The sequence below is a fragment of the Rhodohalobacter sp. 8-1 genome (genome assembly GCF_038150125.1).
GTDB lineage: Bacteria > Bacteroidota > Rhodothermia > Balneolales > Balneolaceae > SW132.
Window position 1 is genome coordinate 46,590 of the sequence record NZ_JBBVMF010000022.1, and the last position, 17,866, is coordinate 64,455.

13 protein-coding genes are annotated in these 17,866 nt (G+C 44.1%); 5 read left to right on the forward strand and 8 right to left on the reverse strand.

Features of this window, described 5'->3' with window-relative positions; all coding sequences use genetic code 11:
* Nucleotides 1–156: 156 nt before the first annotated feature.
* A complete protein-coding gene (locus AABW11_RS16985) occupies nucleotides 157–3,321 on the forward strand; it encodes a VPS10 domain-containing protein (protein WP_340106366.1) in 3,165 nt (1,054 codons plus the stop codon).
* Nucleotides 3,322–3,893: 572 nt separating this feature from the next.
* Here AABW11_RS16985 and AABW11_RS16990 read toward each other — a convergent pair.
* A complete protein-coding gene (locus AABW11_RS16990; RefSeq protein WP_340106336.1) occupies nucleotides 3,894–6,284 on the reverse strand; it encodes a TonB-dependent receptor in 2,391 nt (796 codons plus the stop codon).
* Between the two features lie 965 nt (nucleotides 6,285–7,249).
* Between AABW11_RS16990 and AABW11_RS16995 the strand changes: the two genes are divergently transcribed.
* Nucleotides 7,250–8,068: a DUF4382 domain-containing protein gene (locus tag AABW11_RS16995; protein WP_340106337.1), complete on the forward strand. Its 819-nt coding sequence runs from the start codon at nucleotides 7,250–7,252 to the stop codon at nucleotides 8,066–8,068.
* Nucleotides 8,069–8,252: 184 nt separating this feature from the next.
* Here AABW11_RS16995 and miaB read toward each other — a convergent pair whose 3' ends face one another.
* From miaB to AABW11_RS17025, 6 genes are all read right to left on the reverse strand, one after another.
* On the reverse strand, nucleotides 8,253–9,617 hold the full coding sequence (miaB, locus tag AABW11_RS17000; RefSeq protein WP_340106338.1) for a tRNA (N6-isopentenyl adenosine(37)-C2)-methylthiotransferase MiaB: 1,365 nt from the start codon (nucleotides 9,615–9,617) through the stop codon (nucleotides 8,253–8,255).
* 107 nt (nucleotides 9,618–9,724) lie between these two features.
* Nucleotides 9,725–10,579 (reverse strand): FKBP-type peptidyl-prolyl cis-trans isomerase, encoded by an 855-nt coding sequence (locus tag AABW11_RS17005; RefSeq protein ID WP_340106339.1) that lies wholly within the window; start codon nucleotides 10,577–10,579, stop codon nucleotides 9,725–9,727.
* Nucleotides 10,580–10,659: 80 nt separating this feature from the next.
* On the reverse strand, nucleotides 10,660–11,142 hold the full coding sequence (locus tag AABW11_RS17010; protein ID WP_340106340.1) for a hypothetical protein: 483 nt from the start codon (nucleotides 11,140–11,142) through the stop codon (nucleotides 10,660–10,662).
* Nucleotides 11,130–11,795: an orotate phosphoribosyltransferase gene (gene pyrE, locus AABW11_RS17015; RefSeq protein ID WP_340106341.1), complete on the reverse strand. Its 666-nt coding sequence runs from the start codon at nucleotides 11,793–11,795 to the stop codon at nucleotides 11,130–11,132. The genes AABW11_RS17010 and pyrE overlap by 13 nt, the downstream gene beginning before the upstream one ends.
* Nucleotides 11,796–11,857: 62 nt before the next feature.
* Nucleotides 11,858–12,349: a phosphatidylglycerophosphatase A family protein gene (locus tag AABW11_RS17020; RefSeq protein WP_340106342.1), complete on the reverse strand. Its 492-nt coding sequence runs from the start codon at nucleotides 12,347–12,349 to the stop codon at nucleotides 11,858–11,860.
* Entirely contained in the window at nucleotides 12,346–12,930 is a 585-nt protein-coding gene (locus AABW11_RS17025; protein WP_340106343.1) for a CDP-alcohol phosphatidyltransferase family protein, read from the reverse strand. Before AABW11_RS17025 ends, AABW11_RS17020 begins: the two co-directional genes overlap by 4 nt.
* Nucleotides 12,931–13,023: 93 nt before the next feature.
* Here AABW11_RS17025 and AABW11_RS17030 point away from each other — a divergent pair, with 93 nt between their 5' ends.
* Genes AABW11_RS17030 through AABW11_RS17040 form a run of 3 tightly spaced genes read left to right on the forward strand, consistent with a single transcriptional unit; the run spans nucleotide 13,024 to nucleotide 17,171 of the window.
* A complete protein-coding gene (locus AABW11_RS17030; protein ID WP_340106344.1) occupies nucleotides 13,024–14,313 on the forward strand; it encodes a competence/damage-inducible protein A in 1,290 nt (429 codons plus the stop codon).
* Nucleotides 14,310–16,277 (forward strand): hypothetical protein, encoded by a 1,968-nt coding sequence (locus AABW11_RS17035; RefSeq protein ID WP_340106345.1) that lies wholly within the window; start codon nucleotides 14,310–14,312, stop codon nucleotides 16,275–16,277. Before AABW11_RS17030 ends, AABW11_RS17035 begins: the two co-directional genes overlap by 4 nt.
* Before the next feature lie 9 nt (nucleotides 16,278–16,286).
* On the forward strand, nucleotides 16,287–17,171 hold the full coding sequence (locus tag AABW11_RS17040) for a cell division protein FtsX (RefSeq protein WP_340106346.1): 885 nt from the start codon (nucleotides 16,287–16,289) through the stop codon (nucleotides 17,169–17,171).
* Nucleotides 17,172–17,420: 249 nt separating this feature from the next.
* Here the strand turns inward: AABW11_RS17040 and AABW11_RS17045 are convergent, their stop codons facing one another.
* Complete coding sequence (locus tag AABW11_RS17045; RefSeq protein ID WP_340106347.1) at nucleotides 17,421–17,762, reverse strand: hypothetical protein; 342 nt, start codon at nucleotides 17,760–17,762, stop codon at nucleotides 17,421–17,423.
* Nucleotides 17,763–17,866 lie beyond the last annotated feature (104 nt).

Consider the following 17,866-nt stretch of genomic DNA (forward strand, 5'->3'; position numbering starts at 1 on the left):
ATCCAGGACAATGAACATCAGTTCACATTTTTTTACGTAACAACCATTTTATTTTTGATAGCTTCACTAAGACTCCCCTAAACCAAATATTTAATTCAAAATTAAAGTATAATGCCTCACAGTTACAAAAAACCGACGTTATGTTCTTTGTTTTTTATGTTTGCAGTATCTTTGTTTCTTCTTGGGAATCTTTCCACAGCAGAGGCACAGATATTTGGACATGGCGAAGAAATATCCAATCCTGATTATGAACATTCACATTTTCAGGAGTTAGAATACCGTAATATAGGCCCGTTCCGTGGCGGTCGATCTGTTGCCGTTGCAGGTCATGCTGATCACCCACACATCTACTATACCGGATTTACCGGTGGTGGTGTATATAAAACCACAGATGGTGGAATTAACTGGTCTAATGTCTCTGACGGATATTTTAAAACCGGTTCTGTGGGTGCTATTTCTGTTGCCCCATCCAACGCGAATGTAATTTATGCCGGTATGGGTGAGACTTGTATCAGGGGTAACATGTCTGCAGGGGATGGAGTTTACCGTTCAGTAAATGGTGGTAAAACATGGGAGCATATTGGGTTGGGCGATTCCCATTTTATTGGCGAAATTGTGGTACATCCGCAAAATGAGGAAGTAGCCTGGGTAGCCGTTTTAGGCCACACGTTTGGTAATGAAGGAAATTCTGAGAGAGGAGTTTTCAAAACAACTGATGGCGGAAAAAATTGGGAGCGTGTCCTGTATCATAACGATAAGACGGGCGCTGTTGATATCGAAATAGATCCAAACAATCCCCGGATATTATATGCCTCTCTTTGGGAAGCCTATAGAAATCCCTGGGAAATGTCGAGTGGTGGTGATGGAAGTGGGCTTTATAAAAGTACTGATGGCGGAGAAAACTGGGAAAATGTATCACAACGTCCCGGCCTGCCTAAAGGGATGTCTGGCAAGATCGGAGTTGCTATCTCTCCTCTAAATTCAGACCGTATCTGGACCATCATCGAAAACGATAATGGCGGACTATTTAAATCAGATGACGGAGGTGAAACGTGGTCACGTACTACAGCAGATCGTAACCTGCGCCAGCGTGCATGGTACTATACTCATGTTGTTGCCGGCACAAACCACGAAGACGAAGTTTACGTATTAAACGTAGGATTCCACAAATCTACGGATGGCGGAAACACCTTTGAACGGATTGGGACTCCTCATGGAGATCATCACGATCTGTGGATTTCTCCTGATGATGGGAACCGTATGGTCGTTGCAGATGATGGTGGAGGACAGGTATCCTATAATGGCGGCGAAAGCTGGTCGTCCTACTATAAATATGCTACGGCTCAGTTTTATCAGGTGATCACCGATAACCAATTTCCATATAGAATATACGGAGCACAACAGGATAACAGTACTGTAGGTATTATGAGCAGAACTGCAAGTGCCGGAATTACTGAAAGAGATTGGGCCCCTGTTGCCGGTGGTGAAAGCGGATATATAGCTCCCGACCCTGATGATCCTAATGTGACATATGGCGGTAGTTATGGCGGATATTTTAACAAGTTCAACGACTTCACCAATCAAAGTGATCGCATCGACGTATGGCCGGACAATCCTATGGGTGCCGGAGCTGAGGATCTGAAATATAGATTCCAGTGGACCTTCCCAATCTATATCTCCCCTCATAATTCAGATATATTGTATGCAACGTCACAGTATGTGCACAGGTCTGACGATGAAGGCATGAGCTGGACAAATATCAGTGGAGACCTAACCCGGAACGAAAAGTCGAAGCAAGGCGAGTCTGGCGGACCGCTCACTAAAGATGATACCAGCGTTGAATATTATAATACAATTTTTACATTTGCAGAATCACTGGTTCAGCCGGGTGTGTTATGGACCGGCGCCGATGACGGCCTCATCCATATCAGCCGTGATAACGGGGAAACCTGGACTGAAGTAACCCCAGACGGAATGCCCGAAGCGATGGCAAGTATCATAGACCCTTCCCCTCATGATGCCGGCACGGCTTACCTGGCAGCCAACAGGTATAAGTTTGATGACTTTTCCCCAATGTTGTATAAAACTGACGACTATGGACAAAGCTGGACCGAAATCACCAATGGTATCCCGGAAGGCGATTTCACCCGCGTTATCAGGGAAGATCCAAACCGTCAGGGCCTTCTCTATGCAGGAACGGAAACCGGTGTTTATGTTTCTTTTAACGACGGTGATAAATGGCAGCCGCTTCAGTTAAATTTGCCTGCTGTACCAATTACTGACCTTACAGTTCATGCAAGAGATAAAGACCTTGTTATTGCTACCCAGGGTAGGTCATTTTGGGTTTTGGATGATCTTTCAGTTCTTCATCAATTAAGTGATGAGGTTAAAAACTCTGATTATTATCTCTTCAAACCTGAAACTACGTATCTATTTGGAAATCACAGAGATATTAGACCGGGTGAAACCTTAGGTGAAAATCCAAAAGATGGTGTGGTTGTTTATTATACGCTTAACAGTGTACCTGATGCTGAAGTTAAACTTCGGTTTCTGGAATCTGACGGTACTGTAATAAGAACCTTTTCTAATGTTGAGACCTTAGAAGGGGACCCTGTAGAAGAATCGGATGAATTCTATGAAGAAGAGCACAATGTCCCTTCAGATGTACTTACAACTAAAGAAGGAAATAACTCTTTTGAGTGGAATATGCGTTATCCCGGCGCACAAGACTTGGACGGACGTCAGATCTTATGGTCTGGTTCAACTGCTGGACCCAGAGCCATTCCGGGCACCTATCAGGTTCAACTTCTTGTTGATGACGAAGTGGTTGGTGCACAGACATTTGATTTGACTAAAGATCCACGTATCGAAACCACACAGGAGGATTTCGAAGAGCAATTCACCCTGCATCAAGCCATTACTGCTAAACTTGATACCACGCATAAGATGATCAATCGGATTCGTGATGTTCGTCAACAGATCAATGATATTAAATCAGATAACCCCAAAGATACGGAACTTCTGGAGCGTGCAGATGAAGTATTGGAGGTGCTTGAAGATGTGGAGGGTGAATTGATGCAAACAAAAGCGGAATCTTACCAGGATGTACTGAACTATCCAATTAAGCTTAATAATAAATTAGCTTCACTGGCAAGTACAGTGGCTACGGGTGATGGCCGTCCTACTCAGCAGCAGTATGAAGTTTACGAGGATCTCTCAGCTCAAATAGATGAGCAGTTTGAACGGATAATTGAAGTTTTTGAAGGCGAGCTTCCAGATCAGATCAGGGAGATTGAGCAACGTCCAATTCGCCTGGACTAATTTATGTCTGTAGGTCAAAAAGCAGTGATAAATATTTGTCACTGCTTTTTTTATGCGGTTGATTTTTGGGGGCCTGTTTTCCTGGTCTTGCCTAAAAAATTCCTTCAAAAAAAAATAGACAAATCTCTTGGGGCACACCAGAAGAAGCAGTATAAAACTGCATTTGAGTAAATCAATGAAGACAAACTGAACTCACCAGAGTCCCACACTGGGACACCCATAAATTTGCCATTTAGTAAATCCAGTAATATTGTATAGGAAGAGGGGGTTTGGCCTTGATGGGTGGAGGGATAGCATTGATTACCAACTGTCGCCGGCTGTATAAAATTTATCATCTATCTTTAAGGCTTGAATTATCTGTCTAAGAAAGTGATGATATCAGTTCAAGTAGAAATCCTGATAAAACGGTATTTGCTACGATCGCAGTTACTTTGACGAGGCCGGGGACACCCAAAAATCATAAATAGGGATGGGTTAACTAATTGTTTTTATTGACTAAAAAGAATGAAACCCCTTTAAATGTGTCGAGCTCAGGAAGATTAAGCGAACACATTCATATTTAATTTCGGGGTTTAAAACTCTGCCCTCAGCGAAAGTATGAAATTCGTTCCGGCTCCTGATAGACCTGAACTATATGGGCGGTATCTTTGATTGGTAATGTTTTCTAATCCTGCACTCATGCTAAACGTCTCAGTAAACTGGTACAAAGATTTAAAATTGAGCGTATACCAGCTTGGGGAATATGTATTCCCATTTTTATCCAGGGCATAGATTTCACTTTTTCCTCGTTCACTGACGGCAAGATTTTCATGAGACCTTTCGCCTTGGTAGATGGTATTCAACTCAACTGTAAGGGTACTGTTTTCATATCTTAGTCTGCTCACACCAAAAAGCGGTGCTGCATGACGAGATGGGCTGCTTGTTCCATCATCCAGCTCTTCTTCACCTAATTGGTAGTTAATGTCAGATAAGAAGGTGAACCCGGCAGGGAAATTAATTTCCAGTCCCGGCTGGAAACCATAAGCATTAGCGTTGGCTGCATTTTGTATTGCCTGTACCCGACTTAACGTACCCTCATACACTATGCTGTCCCGGCCGTTTATTTGAAAGTTTCTTCGCACCATTGCATTTTGTAAAACGGTATAGTAGGCAGAGATATCAAGCTTCGCCAGATCACTAAAACCTTTTGCCATTCCTAAATCGAAACTGTAGGCATACTCCGCTTTAAGATCGGGGTTTGGAACCACAACGGACCCTTGCTCCGAATCGAATATCTTGCCTATATCATCCACGTTCGGTGCCCGAAAGGCGGTACCGGCATTGGTTTTAATGGCCCAGCTTTCAGCGGGTTTATAAACAATCCCGAAGCTCCCTGTAAGTGCTCCATTATCAATTTCAGCAGTAGTAAACTGAAATGGATAAAATTCTGAGTTATTACTGAAATCTGATTCCAACATAAAGTGATTATACCGTAAACCCGCCTGAAGAGTGATCTGGTCTGAAAGCCTGAATTCATTATTTACATAAGCCGCAATCGACTCCCAGGTAGATTGCGGGTATCTGCTTGGGCCGGTACTTATTGAGTCCGGTTCAATCACATTTTCAGAAATAAATTCATTTCTGCCTATTGATGTCACATCATTCAAAAGATACTCTGTTCCATAATAGATAGTATTTTTGGACCCACTGTTTTTGATAAAATCAAGATTTACAGAATAGGCTTCGACATTTTCGATACGTGCTTGACGTTTATTGTCATTGAAATTGCGACTGATTCTACTCTCTTCAAATGACTGCTGAGCTACTCTCAGATTCAATTGGTCGTACATAGAATTCCTTTCAGTGTGTCTGACAGATAAGTTATTCATCAGCCATTTTTGGGGACCATATTTCCATTCCCCGTATCGCGGAGTGTTGTTTCTCACCCTTTGATGTCTATCGTATCTTCCATAAGAGGATGTCTCAGAAAAATGAAAGCCGTACTGAAAATCCCAACTCTCGCTGGATTTGAAACGTACTTTCTGCATTAGGTTGATTTGAGAGTACGCTGTAGGAATTTGTAACAAGCGTTCATCCTGTGTAATCAACACATCCTGGTTGTCTTGCCGCTTTGTGTGGTAATTTTTAAGGTAATCATCCGGCCCAAATCTGCCCTGCCTCAAGTGGCCATAGTCCCAGGAACTGAAACTTGTCACGAGGGCCCATTTTTCCCAGCCAATATTAAAATCAAAATGGCCTGTTTGCTCGTTGTTGGCTGATGAATATCTTGCGACAGCCTTACCCGTTATAAGGGGCTCATCCTCTAGTCTAAGGCGCGGAGTAAGTGTTTGAAAGCTCATTACACCACCGATGGCGTCACTTCCATAAATGACCGATCCGGGCCCAAATAGAACTTCGGTGCTTTCCGTGGAAAACGGATCGATATTAATCACATTCTGGATATTACCTCCCCTGAAAATTGCATTATTCATTCTTACACCATCTATAGTGTAAACAAGCCTGTTTGTGGCAAATCCCCGAATCATAGGACTTCCTCCACCTTGCTGGCTTTTTTGGATAAACACTTTTCCGGATGCGCCCAGCAGGTCGGCAGCTGTTTGTGGATTTTGTAAAGCCACGTTTTCAGGCGTAACAGAGGCAATTTTAAGAGGAATATTCCCTGAGGATTGCTGCCATCTTGAAGCTGAAACCACTACCTGGTCAAGGTCCATAATTGACTTTTCCAAGGCTATTACAAAATTCAATGCCTGGATTTCGCTATAACTAAAGACCACAGTTTTATAGCCAAGCGAGCGAATTAAAATTTCTTCTGCTCCAACAAAAGCCGATATATCAGCCTGCCCTTCTGCATTTGTAACACTAGATAAGATGGAACCTTCGCTCATAAGTACAGCACCTTTCAGAGGCTCTTCAGTTTGTTGATCTATAATGGTTATTGTTTGAGAATGTCCAACAGTTGTCATCCCAATCCATAAACACAACAATGTAATTGTTTTAATAAGGTCTCTTTTATAAACGCCAAACAACATAAGATATGAAGGTATATTTATGGATAAATCGATTACAGTATGCTTTAAGGTTTTGCAAAGCCTTCAGCTATTAGACCTGCTTTCACTTATTAATCATCCGTGAATAACTTGTAAGCTGTGCAAAAAGATCAGGATACAGGTGCCCTTTGGCGCATACTTTCAGTAGCGTACAGGTGGTGCCGTATATAAAGCGGTATGACACTGTAGATGACACATTAACGTATGGAACACTCTGTTTTAATTGCAAAGCTGACTTTATTTGTTTCTGAAACAAACACATTTTTCAAGAAAAGATAGTGAATTGGATATCCGAATGATTTGAAGATGTGTTAAACTTTGTCCCTATTTCTCAGGAAATCATCGTTATGATGGATGATTCGTCCAGCCGTATTAAAACCTGGACACGGTTTACTATGCAGTCATTATCTTCAAGACTGCCTTAAAGAACAGGCACTAATAGATGGCTGACTAAGAAGAACATTAAAGGCATTTGCCGGCATTACTAACCCATTGAAGGGTTATTTTATTCCTGCAGTGGACAGTAGGTGTTGCCCTGAAGGGCGCCGGTGAGTGTTAAAAAGTTAATCCGACATTTATAGATGAACTGATGTAAACTTTAAATTAAATCTCCTAAACGACTACCAAGAGAAAAGTCGAACAGGCACCTCATAAGATAAAATCAGCATTTCAAATCTGGTTTGGAAAGCCAACTTAACGTCGTGGATACCCGCACACCGTCCTCAGGTATTCTGTGAAATTGAGCCGCTATGTCAGTGTGGGGGACAGATAAGAATTTTTATTAAAAATATTTAATAAAGTGTGTAACCGATTCAAATCCCGGTCGTCATACTCCTGTAACAACCCCAATTATATATCATAAACAACAGACAAGGATTACTATGTTTACTCAAATACAGTTAAAAACAATGACAAGCGTACTCCTAATTGCTTCCCTTCTTTTTTGGGGGTGCGAATCAACGCTTAACACAGAATCGGGTAGCGGAACCGGATCAATGGTGGTAAAACTTCACGATGCCCCGGTGGATTACGATGAGGTTAATATATCAGTGGCACGAGTAGAAGTAAACAATACCCAAACTGATGATGGCTGGATTGTGATTAGTGAACCCAACGCAACCTACAATATCCTGGACCTGGTGAATGGGGATATGGCCGTTCTGGCAGACGTTGAACTGGAAGTCGGTACATACGAACAGATTCGCCTGATCCTTAATGATGAAAACACCGTGGTCATAGATGGTAAATCGTATGATCTGTTTGTACCCAGCGGTGAGCAGACCGGCCTCAAGCTCAATATCAATGCGGAAATTGAGGAAGGGTTTGAATATACGCTGCTTCTCGATTTCGACGCCAATAAGTCAGTGGTAAAACGTGGAAATCAGGATCTTTATAACCTGAAACCGGTTGTCCGCGCTACTAATGAAGCGATCACCGGAAACATCTCCGGAACCGTAGTGCCGATTGATGCTCGTGCTATTGTTTATGCCATCCAGGAATCGGATACACTGTCTACCACTTTTGCAGATACCGTTTCCGGGGAATTTACCCTTGTAGGCCTCGAAGAGGGATCTTACACCGTTTCTGCTGCTCCGAGAGAAGCTGGTTTTGAATCCGGATCCGTAGACAGTATCAGCGTAACGGTTGGTGAAGTTAACGACATAGGTGAGATAGAGCTGAGTGCGTCTGGAGGCGAGTAATCGCTAAGTTTAGATTTCCAGATGGATAGGTTAGCATACCTAAAGCCCGGTTTCAGAAATGGAGCCGGGTTTTTTGGTTTGTTAGAACCAATGTAAGCACATCAATTTTTCAAATCCTGAATCCGCATTTATTATTGGGCAGTCAAGATAAAGTGAATTTCAAACAAGCTATTACATTTACTACTTACACAGCAACTTTAGTTGCTTCTGCCGCAAACTCTTTAAGTGTTGTTTTATAAAGTGGCTTTCCGATGAGTGTAGCCGACGTGCATTCTGTGATTTCAACCGCTACGTAATCCCCTTTTTGATAGTGTTCCCTGTCGAAAACGACCATCTTGTTTGTGTCTGACCGGCCGCTGAGCTGCTTGTCTGATTTTTTACTGGTGCCTTCAGCAAGAACGATATGTACGTTGCCAATTTCAGCATTATTGCGCTTCTCCTGGATGTTCATCTGTTGGGTTATGATTTCAGACAGGCGGCGTTTCTTTACCTTTTCAGGCACGTCATCTTCATACTTTCGTTGAGCAAGGGTACGCTCACGCTCAGAATAGGCAAACATATAGGCAAGATCGTACTCTACCTGTTCCATCAGGGTCATCGTAGCTTCGTGCTCCTCTTCCGTTTCGCCACAAAATCCGGCGATGATATCAGTTGAGAGACTTACGCCCGGGATAATCTCCCGCATGCGCTTTGTAAGTTTTAAATATTGCTCTCGCGTGTAGGGCCGGCGCATACGCTCCAGCATGGTGTCGCTTCCTGCCTGCGCAGGGATATGAATGTAATTACAAAGATTTGGCCGCTCGGCAATCAGGTGAAGCAGTGGCTCCGGAAAATCTTTGGGGTGGGGTGATGAAAACCTGAATCGCATTTCAGGGTCAACTTTACTGGCCTCGTCCATCAGGCGCGTAAAGTCGATGTCCTGGTATTGGTAGGAATTTACGTTTTGCCCGAGAAGCGTCACTTCTTTGTAGCCGTGATCGCTGAGCTGCTGAACTTCACGTAAAATGCTTTCCATGGGCCGGCTTCGCTCGCGTCCCCGTGTGAACGGTACCACACAGAAGGCGCACATGTTATCACACCCGCGCATGATCGATACAAAAGCGCTGAGGCCGTTGTCGCTGGTGCGAACGGGGGTGATGTCGGCATACGTTTCTTCCAGGGAGAGAAGTACATTCACGGCTTTTCGCCCATCGTTTACTTCTGCCAGCAGATTAGGAATATCGCGATAGGCATCGGGGCCCACAACGATATCGACAAGCTGCTCCTGGTCGATAATTTTATCTTTGATCCGCTCGGCCATACATCCCATCACGCCGACGGTAAGATGCTTCTTCTCTTTTTTGATCGATCGAAATTCTTTCAGACGGTTCCAAACGCGGGTTTCCGCATTTTCGCGGATGGAGCAGGTATTTACAAAAATAATATCCGCTTCGTCTGCCGACTGAACCGGTGTCATTCCATCATCGATGAGAATGGAATTGACGACCTCGGTATCGGCGAAATTCATCTGACAGCCGTACGTTTCGATGTAGAACTTTTTATCACTCATATCATAAATCTCATTTCGTTTTCAGAATTTCAAGATAACGAACTTGACTCAAGGTATAAATCGAATTCTGAGTTAATTGCCTTCAATCAAAGAAAGGATAAATACGGTTACTCATCATTTACTGATATCAATTCAACATCAAAAATTAAAGTGGCGTCAGGATAAATCAGGCTCTGTTGTGGCGGCTGCTGCCCATAAGCCAGGTTTCCGGGAATGAAAAACTCGTAGCGTGCACCTTCTTGCATGAGCTGAATTCCTTCAGAAAAACCCTCAATAACTCCGTTTAAATCGAAAGTAGCAGGCCCATCGGTATCTCTTGATGTATCAAAGGTCTCACCGTAAATAAAGGTTCCGGTATATTCTACACTCACACTAGAGTCATTAGCCGGGCTTTCGCCACTTCCTTCTTCAATAATACGGTATTGCAGGCCACTTTCGGTAACCATGACTTCCTCACGCTCTGCATTTTGATCAAGAAAAATCGGATCGTAGTTGCTGCTGTGTAACACCTCTACTTCGAAAATAAGCACGGCTCCAGGAGGAAAGCCGGGAGGAGGGTTGTTGCCATATCCAAGATCCGGTGGCAGTACAAATTCATATCTGCTGCCAATAGGCGCTAATTGCAGCCCTTCAGATAATCCGGGAGGAAGTGAGTTGACTGTAGTGACTATCGGCTGGCCCTCATCAAATGTGTCATTGAATACTTCTCCGTCATAAAACGTCCCGATAAAATTAAAGACAGCAATAGATTCTTCGGCAGGAAGAGTACCGTCTGCTTCTTCAATAACCCGATACTGTAGTCCGCTCTCAGTAACGGTTACGTCATCACGCTGGGCATTTTCTTCGAGAAACTCCAAATCGGCAGTATTGTCGTAATCGTCAAATTCGGGGCTGGTGGAGTCCAGGCAGCCGACCAACAGAGTGGCGGGTATAAGTATCAGGAGCAGTTTTTTTGAAATCATAATATGTAATTGGTTCAGTCAAATAGTGAGCCGTATTAGGAACGATCACGTATTGTTGATAAGATTAAAAATAAAAAAGGTTAGGAGTCTGACAGTTCCGGCAGGTTCAGTAAATAATTTTCAATGTCAGATAGGAGCGGAATAATTTGTTCATCCAGCCGAACCGACAAGTTGTTATCGTAAAAGGCGGGTTCTGATGAATTTGCCCAAAATGCCCGAAGCTGATCTAAGACCGGTATAAGGTCAACGATATCATCTGTATCAAAAAAAAGTACTTTCCGGTGCAGTTCTTCAAGATTGTCCTGAATCTGTTTAGCAATCATCACTTTGAACGAGCCGTGATATTCACTCCGGGCATCATCAAGGTACATGTTCTGGAGGCTGAAGACGTTGAACCTGAGCTCTCTGTAGATTGAAAGGCAGGCTCGACGGGATACAGTTTCCGTATGTGTTTGTTTGTAGTAAGTGAAATTTCGTATCAGTCGTTTTCCTGTTCCCAGGCTCATCGCTGTCACCGCGGCTGCAAAAGGAAGTGCTGAATCGTCTTGGTTTAATTTGGCCATTTTTCGGGGTTGGCACGCCAGCTGTTTAAAAGTTTAATATCGTCGCTATGAACAGCTCCTTTCTCAAGAGCTACGTCAATCAACGTATTATAATCGGTGAGCGTATAAACCGGTATATGATGAGCCGCAATTTTTTCATTGGCTTTATCAAACCCATAGGTAAAAATAGCCAGGATGGCGGTTGTGTTGGCGCCGATAAATTTCAGGGCTTCTACAACAGAGATTACGGATGCACCGGTTGAGATGAGATCTTCAATCACAATTGTTGACTGGCCTTTGTCTACGCCGCCCTCAATCTGGTTCCCCAGCCCATAAGCTTTTGCCTTAGCACGTACGTAAGCAAGGGGCAGGTCCATACTTCCGGCCACCCAGGCTGCATGAGGAATACCGGCAGTTGCCGTACCTGTAATAACATCTGGGGGGTCTAGCTCATTTTCGATAATAGATATCAGTGCCTGGGCAATCTTTTTTCGGATAGATGGATATCTCAGCGTTAACCTGTTATCGCAATAAATGGGGGAATTCCAACCCGATGACCATGTAAACGGTTCATTTGGGCGAAGTAATACGGCGTCAATATCTAGTAGCAGTCCCGCAAGTTCTCTGGAAAATGCTTTATCTAAAATTGTATATTTTTTTTCTGTATCGATCATTTGGTAATGCGTCTTCAACTTTTTCTAAGTAACTGATCTCCTGTTAATGACTTAACTCCATTCTAAAGATATAGGGAAAAGAGTGATAAGAGGGCTATCAACCCCGCAGATGCATAGATGCCTGCAAGCAGATCATCTAATAATATACCATATTTTCCTTGGAATTTCTCTACCCGCTTAATCCCTAATGGTTTGATAATATCGAACACGCGAAAAAGCAAAAATCCTAAAAACAGGTACATGAAGTTCAGGGTGATATCAAATGCGACGACTCCAACAAAAACGAGCGCCTGGCCGGCACATTCATCCATAATAAATTCCCCGGGATCGTCGCCAAGTTCCTCGATGGCTGCCGGTGCTGTCCAGAGGGAAAGAAGTGATGCAGCCAGCGTAAGAACCACAAGCCCCGGCAAATGGTAGCATGTAAAAGCTACATATATAAAAGGGAGAGTTAGCAGGCTGCCAAGTGTTCCGGGTGCCTTTGTGATATAGCCGGCTCCAAGGAACGTGCCGAGCGCCATCTTTAGAGAATGAACAGCCTTAAGGAGGGTCATTCAGACGATGAGAAAAGTTTTCGATTGACGTAAAGATACTCAATACCGGAATATACCGTGATGGCGGTAACCGCCATAAGTCCCCAATAGAGGATATCAGTTCTAAATATTGAGCGCACAATATCGGCTGTTGTTCCTGGTATTAAAAAGAGGAAACCCAGCAGCAGTGCCACATACAAATAGCCCATCTGCACGGCTGTTTTTATTTTGGCCGTTTTCCGGGTCTGCATCACAATTCCCTTACTATCCGAATAGATACGGAGCAGGGTGATAGATATATCACGGATCACTATGAGGATAATGGCCCACCAAACGAACTGGGACGTGTCAACAAATGGCAGGCAAACAAAGCCGGCAAAAGTCAGAAACTTGTCTGCTAAGGGATCCAAAAAGATGCCGACATTACTTTCAACTTCATATTTCCGTGCAAAATATCCATCAAAGAAATCTGTTAATGCTGCTACAGTAAATACGACAAGGCTGAGGCCTCTCCATAAAAGATCATCCTGTATGAACAGGAAGAAAAAGACAGGGGCCAATAAAAGCCTGGAACCGCTAAGTATGTTGGGTAATTTTTTCACGTTAGAAAGGTAATGGTGTATGAGCAAAGTTGTTAGGAAGATTTTTTACTATCAAATTTCATCAAGGAGTGACAAACTCCTATTTTCAAAGCCATGAAAACAGCACATATCATCTCAATAGGTAATGAACTCCTCATTGGAGATACCATCAACACAAATGCATCCTGGCTGGGCCGTTATCTGAACGAGCAGGGGTTTGATGTTGAGCAGGTCATGACGCTGCCAGACACATATGATCTGCTTATCAGAAGAATGCGGGAAAGTTTTAATGAGGCGGATTTTACTGTAGTTACGGGCGGTCTCGGGCCTACTCATGATGATATTACAAAAAAAGTAATTACGGATCTGTTTAATACGAAGCTTACGTTAGATAAAAATGTGCTGAATCACATAAAAAAGGTGTTCGAGGTGCGTGGCTTTACTTTTCGTCAATCCAATGCCGACCAAGCACTTGTGCCCGAAAATAGTAGTATTCTTTTTAATAAAAAAGGTACAGCACCCGGTTTGTGGATTGAAGAAAACGGACACGTGATGGCTGTATTGCCTGGAGTTCCACATGAAATGCGGTACCTGGCCGAGAATGAAATCACACCGCGGCTTGAGAGCGTTTTTCCAAACCGCACGGTTCGGTCACTTCGTTATTTTCATACGGCCGGAGTCCCGGAAAGCACATTGAGCGACGAGGTGATTGGTGATTTGAGTGAGTATCTTTCAAACGGCCTCGAGGTTGCTTTTTTACCAAATGCGGGTGGTGTGAAAATCAGGGTTGGATATCGCGGGGACAACATTGAGCAGGCTGAGGCTGAATTAGATAAGTTTAGATCAATGTTACTAGAAAAAGCAGGTGATGTGATATACGGAGAGGGTAAGGTTTGTAATCTTGCTGACGTTCTCGGTGAGCTGCTGATAAAACAGGAAAAATCGATTTCTGTGGCAGAGAGCTGTACCGGCGGACGTGTTTCTGATACCATCACGGATATCCCCGGATGCAGTCGCTATATGCTGGGAGGCGTGATTGCTTATGCCAACTCTGTGAAAACTGAGCAGCTATCGGTGAAAACATCTGACCTCGATCAATTTGGAGCTGTAAGTGCACCGGTTGCGCTGCAGATGGCGAAAGGTGTCGCGAAGCGTACCGGGGCCGATATTGGCGTTTCAACAACCGGAATTGCCGGGCCAGGCGGCGGAACAAAAGAAAAACCAGTGGGTACGGTATGGATGGGATTTTGGACGGAAGAGAAGCACTTTGCGATAAAAGGTATTTTTACTGATGAAAGAGAAATAAATAAACAGCGGACCACATCAGTTGTCCTCGAAACAGTCCGGAGACAATTACTTGGCATTGACTCCTATCCATATAATTTGACCCCGGTTTATTCGTGATTGCACTGTTTCTAAATATTCTGCTTTTCTCGGCAGCCGTACAAGATACGACCGAGCCGGTGACACCGGCAGATTCAATTTCGTTTGAGACGGCGGGATCTGATTCACTCCAGCAAATGATGCAGCAGCAAGCTGAAGAGGAGGAAGAGCCGGTTATTATTCAAATTTGGCGGTATAATGACCTGCCGGGATTTGAGTCAACTGAAACCGACAGCTCGCTGCGCTGGGTCAATACGCTGAATCTCACTCAGCGATTTTACAGGTATCCCGGCGCATTTACCTACAGAACGGGAACACTGGGCCGGATGGATGCTGTGCAGATGCACACGTTCGAAAACAGGCATTTTGAAACAGAGCTCGACGGGCTTCAGCTTAACGATCCGCTAACGGGGGCCGTGAACTGGAATCGTGTGCCGGTGCATAAAATAAGTACAATGAATACGTCGTCTTTTGGGCCCGATTACAGGACAAACATACGGCTCAGGGACCATTATCTTGTTCAGCCAAGAACGTATCTGAATTTTGATGAGAGCACCTATAACTTCCGGAATCTTGAGTTTGCAGCAACGCATAATGTAACTCCAGGTACTAATATCGAGCTGTCGTACTGGGACAGGCGTGACGGTATCGGCTACAACCGAAGTGTTGTTGAGGGAAACCAAATTTTACTCAGGGGATATCATCAGCTAAACAGTCGCTGGTTACTGCGAGGCGCGTATATTACAAATTCCCTCGAGCAGCAGCAGCCCTTTGGGTATGTTCTGAACGATCCATCACTATTTCCGTTCAACCCGTTTATAGCCTCACCGAATGAGGGGAGTGCCAGTTCTGATAAATCTACGAAAGATATTTATCTGCAAACTCATTTCAGGCGCGATTCATCCAGGGCGGTTCAAACCGAATTTGGGTTCCACTATCAAACAAATGAGCGCTCTTTGACCTACAGCGCAGATACAGTTGCAACGGATTTTCGCCAAATTGAACTCTACGCTCGTCAAAGACTGCAAAAAAATGAGGCAAAAGCGACGGTAACGGTGCGGCCATTTTTTCTTGAGAATCGCACCGAACAGCTGCTCGAAAATAAATGGACAGGAGTGAAGGGAAACTTGACCGGTTCTTTGGCTATTGGACCGGCACTCGAACTTTCTGCGACCGGTAGCGGAACTTTCAGGAGTGATTCCAGATATGATGTAAAATCGGGTGCACGTTTGAGGCTGAGCATAGGTTCCGGACTGGAGCTATCAGCATTTGGCGGTTATGCCAGCCAATCTCCGGACTTGCAGGCACTCTATTGGCAAAGTGAAGCGTTTAGCGGTAATAGAGATCTGTTGAATGAACAATCCCTGACGGCTGGTGCAGAGGCAACTTTGGGGCTGGGCAGCTATTTTTCTTTTGATGGACGCGTGGACCTCCGCCAGGTTGAGCAAGGTGTATTCGTGAACCGAACCAACGCGCCAGTGGAAGAATTTATTAATATTGATCCTTACACATCCATGTCGGCTACGGGAACCCTTAACCTGGATTCGCCCCTTTTTGAGGGAATGGCGTCTGCAACCTATAAGAGATTTGAGTCATCAGCGTCAGATAATCCGGTTAACATTGGGCTGCAAAACTCAGGAGACAGAGTGTGGCTGAAAGGCAGCATGTATTGGAAAAACTACCTGTTTGACCGGGCCACTTTTGTTAAAGCCGGATTGGTGGGAATGTACTCCCCCAATTTCATGCGATCGGCGGAATACATCGTGCCGCTAAACCGATGGCAGCATGGAACGCAGGAACTGCTAAATCCACCATACAGCCGGGTCGATATTGATCTGTCGGCAAGAATCCGATGGTTTATGGTGCTTTTGAGGTGGGAAAATATTTTTGACCGTGTGACGCAGCCGGGATACTTTGAAACGGTAGGATACCCAATGCCGCAACAGCGATTTATTCTTGGCTTACGTGTTTTATTCACTAATTAATATGAGCAGATGAGTGTAGGATATTTGATAAAAGAAGGACTTGCCGGGCTATCAAGAGCACGGCTTGCGGCGTTTACCTCAATTTTTTCCCTGTTTCTGGCGGTACTTCTAATTGGGGTTCTAGCCAGGATTGGATTTAATGCCTACGAAGTATCCCAAATGCTTCGAGAACAGGTAGAGGTGGAAGTTTTTCTCGATGATATTGACAACCAGACGACAAATGAACTGAGACGCAGCATTGAATCTGCACAATTCGTTGAGAAGCTTTCATATATCTCACAAGATAGTGCGTCTAAAGTATTCCGGCAGGAATTTGGGATGGGTGGTGAGGCGCTTGCAGATCTGAATTTTCTTCCGGCATCTTTTCGGTTGAAAATGTCGGATAACGCAACGGTTGCTCAGGTCGATTCTGTTGCACAATCGTTAGGCGACTTGAATGGTATTGACGAAGTGCGGTTTAATCTGGCTCTCCTGCAGCTCCTGGAAACCCGAACTGACCAGTTGGCTATGGGAGGCGCCGCCCTTGGCATTTTTATCCTGTTTATCGCCATGATTCTCGTGTTCAATACCATCCGTCTAACAATCTATGCTAAGCGGGATTTAATCCGGGCTATGAAGCTCGTTGGTGCTACAAACGGGTTTATTCGCCGCCCGTTTTTAGTTGAGGGGGTGGTTCAGGGGCTTATTGCTGGAAGCGTTGCGGCAGCACTTATTGTTTTGTTGTTCGATTGGGTTATCCCGCAAAATATCTCTCAGCTGGGTGTACTCAGCTGGCCATTTGGCCGATGGTATTACCTGATAGGCGGGGTAATTTTACTTGCAGTCATCATGGGATGGATGGGAAGCCGCTGGGCAGCCCGTAAATTTATTAAAGATACCAGCGTTTATAACTGATGGAGTAATTTTCTGGTGATGAATTCGGGAAAGTGTGGTGAAATCTATGTAAGTCGTAAAAGCGTCAAATACGCTTTTCCAAAAATTAAGTCAGGTTGAATTAGAATATGATTCATGGACGACTCATCCATTAACTTATTTTGGGGGTTGTACCTATAATGATTTGCTGGACTAAGTTGATATTAACTGAGCCTTGAAGCGCCTGTGCAGTTTCACGGCATCAGTTCGAACTAATTCTTATGCTTCGGCTTACAACCAAACGATGAATACCGAAAGAAGTAAGCCCACAAATACGCCTACCATAGCTACAATTTGTGAATTTGCTTTCATTGTGGGAAGCATAATTCGGACTAATATATTTCCTGCGATCAAAACAACGGCAGGAGCCCACCAAGCAACCGTAAAGAAACTAAGTATTACTGACACAATAAGTGCGATGTATGCGATTCCCTGAAACCATGTAAACGGTCCGCTCAACCATGATCCTACAGTCAACCCATGCATGTTAGCATAGCCTTCATATGCAATCGTCAGCCATCCGAAGCTGGCCGTTAGGATAAGAATTATAAGGTTAAGAGTTGTTGTAGTCATTATTGTTGCACAATCTTGCTTTTAAAAACAGAACGACTCTTGGCTTGTGCTGCAAGCCTGTAAATTAGTATATCGACTTCTGAGCTCATACTGATGAGCACGAA

Excerpts from the sequence above, each read along its gene's own strand:
- AABW11_RS16985 (WP_340106366.1), top strand. The coding sequence starts at position 157 with ATGTTTGCAGTATCTTTGTTTCTTCTTGGGAATCTTTCCACAGCAGAG.
- AABW11_RS16990 (WP_340106336.1), bottom strand. The coding sequence starts at position 6,284 with ATGACAACTGTTGGACATTCTCAAACAATAACCATTATAGATCAACAA.
- AABW11_RS16995 (WP_340106337.1), top strand. The coding sequence starts at position 7,250 with ATGTTTACTCAAATACAGTTAAAAACAATGACAAGCGTACTCCTAATT.
- miaB (WP_340106338.1), bottom strand. The coding sequence starts at position 9,617 with ATGAGTGATAAAAAGTTCTACATCGAAACGTACGGCTGTCAGATGAAT.
- AABW11_RS17005 (WP_340106339.1), bottom strand. The coding sequence starts at position 10,579 with ATGATTTCAAAAAAACTGCTCCTGATACTTATACCCGCCACTCTGTTG.
- AABW11_RS17010 (WP_340106340.1), bottom strand. The coding sequence starts at position 11,142 with ATGGCCAAATTAAACCAAGACGATTCAGCACTTCCTTTTGCAGCCGCG.
- pyrE (WP_340106341.1), bottom strand. The coding sequence starts at position 11,795 with ATGATCGATACAGAAAAAAAATATACAATTTTAGATAAAGCATTTTCC.
- AABW11_RS17020 (WP_340106342.1), bottom strand. The coding sequence starts at position 12,349 with ATGACCCTCCTTAAGGCTGTTCATTCTCTAAAGATGGCGCTCGGCACG.
- AABW11_RS17030 (WP_340106344.1), top strand. The coding sequence starts at position 13,024 with ATGAAAACAGCACATATCATCTCAATAGGTAATGAACTCCTCATTGGA.
- AABW11_RS17040 (WP_340106346.1), top strand. The coding sequence starts at position 16,287 with ATGAGTGTAGGATATTTGATAAAAGAAGGACTTGCCGGGCTATCAAGA.
- AABW11_RS17045 (WP_340106347.1), bottom strand. The coding sequence starts at position 17,762 with ATGACTACAACAACTCTTAACCTTATAATTCTTATCCTAACGGCCAGC.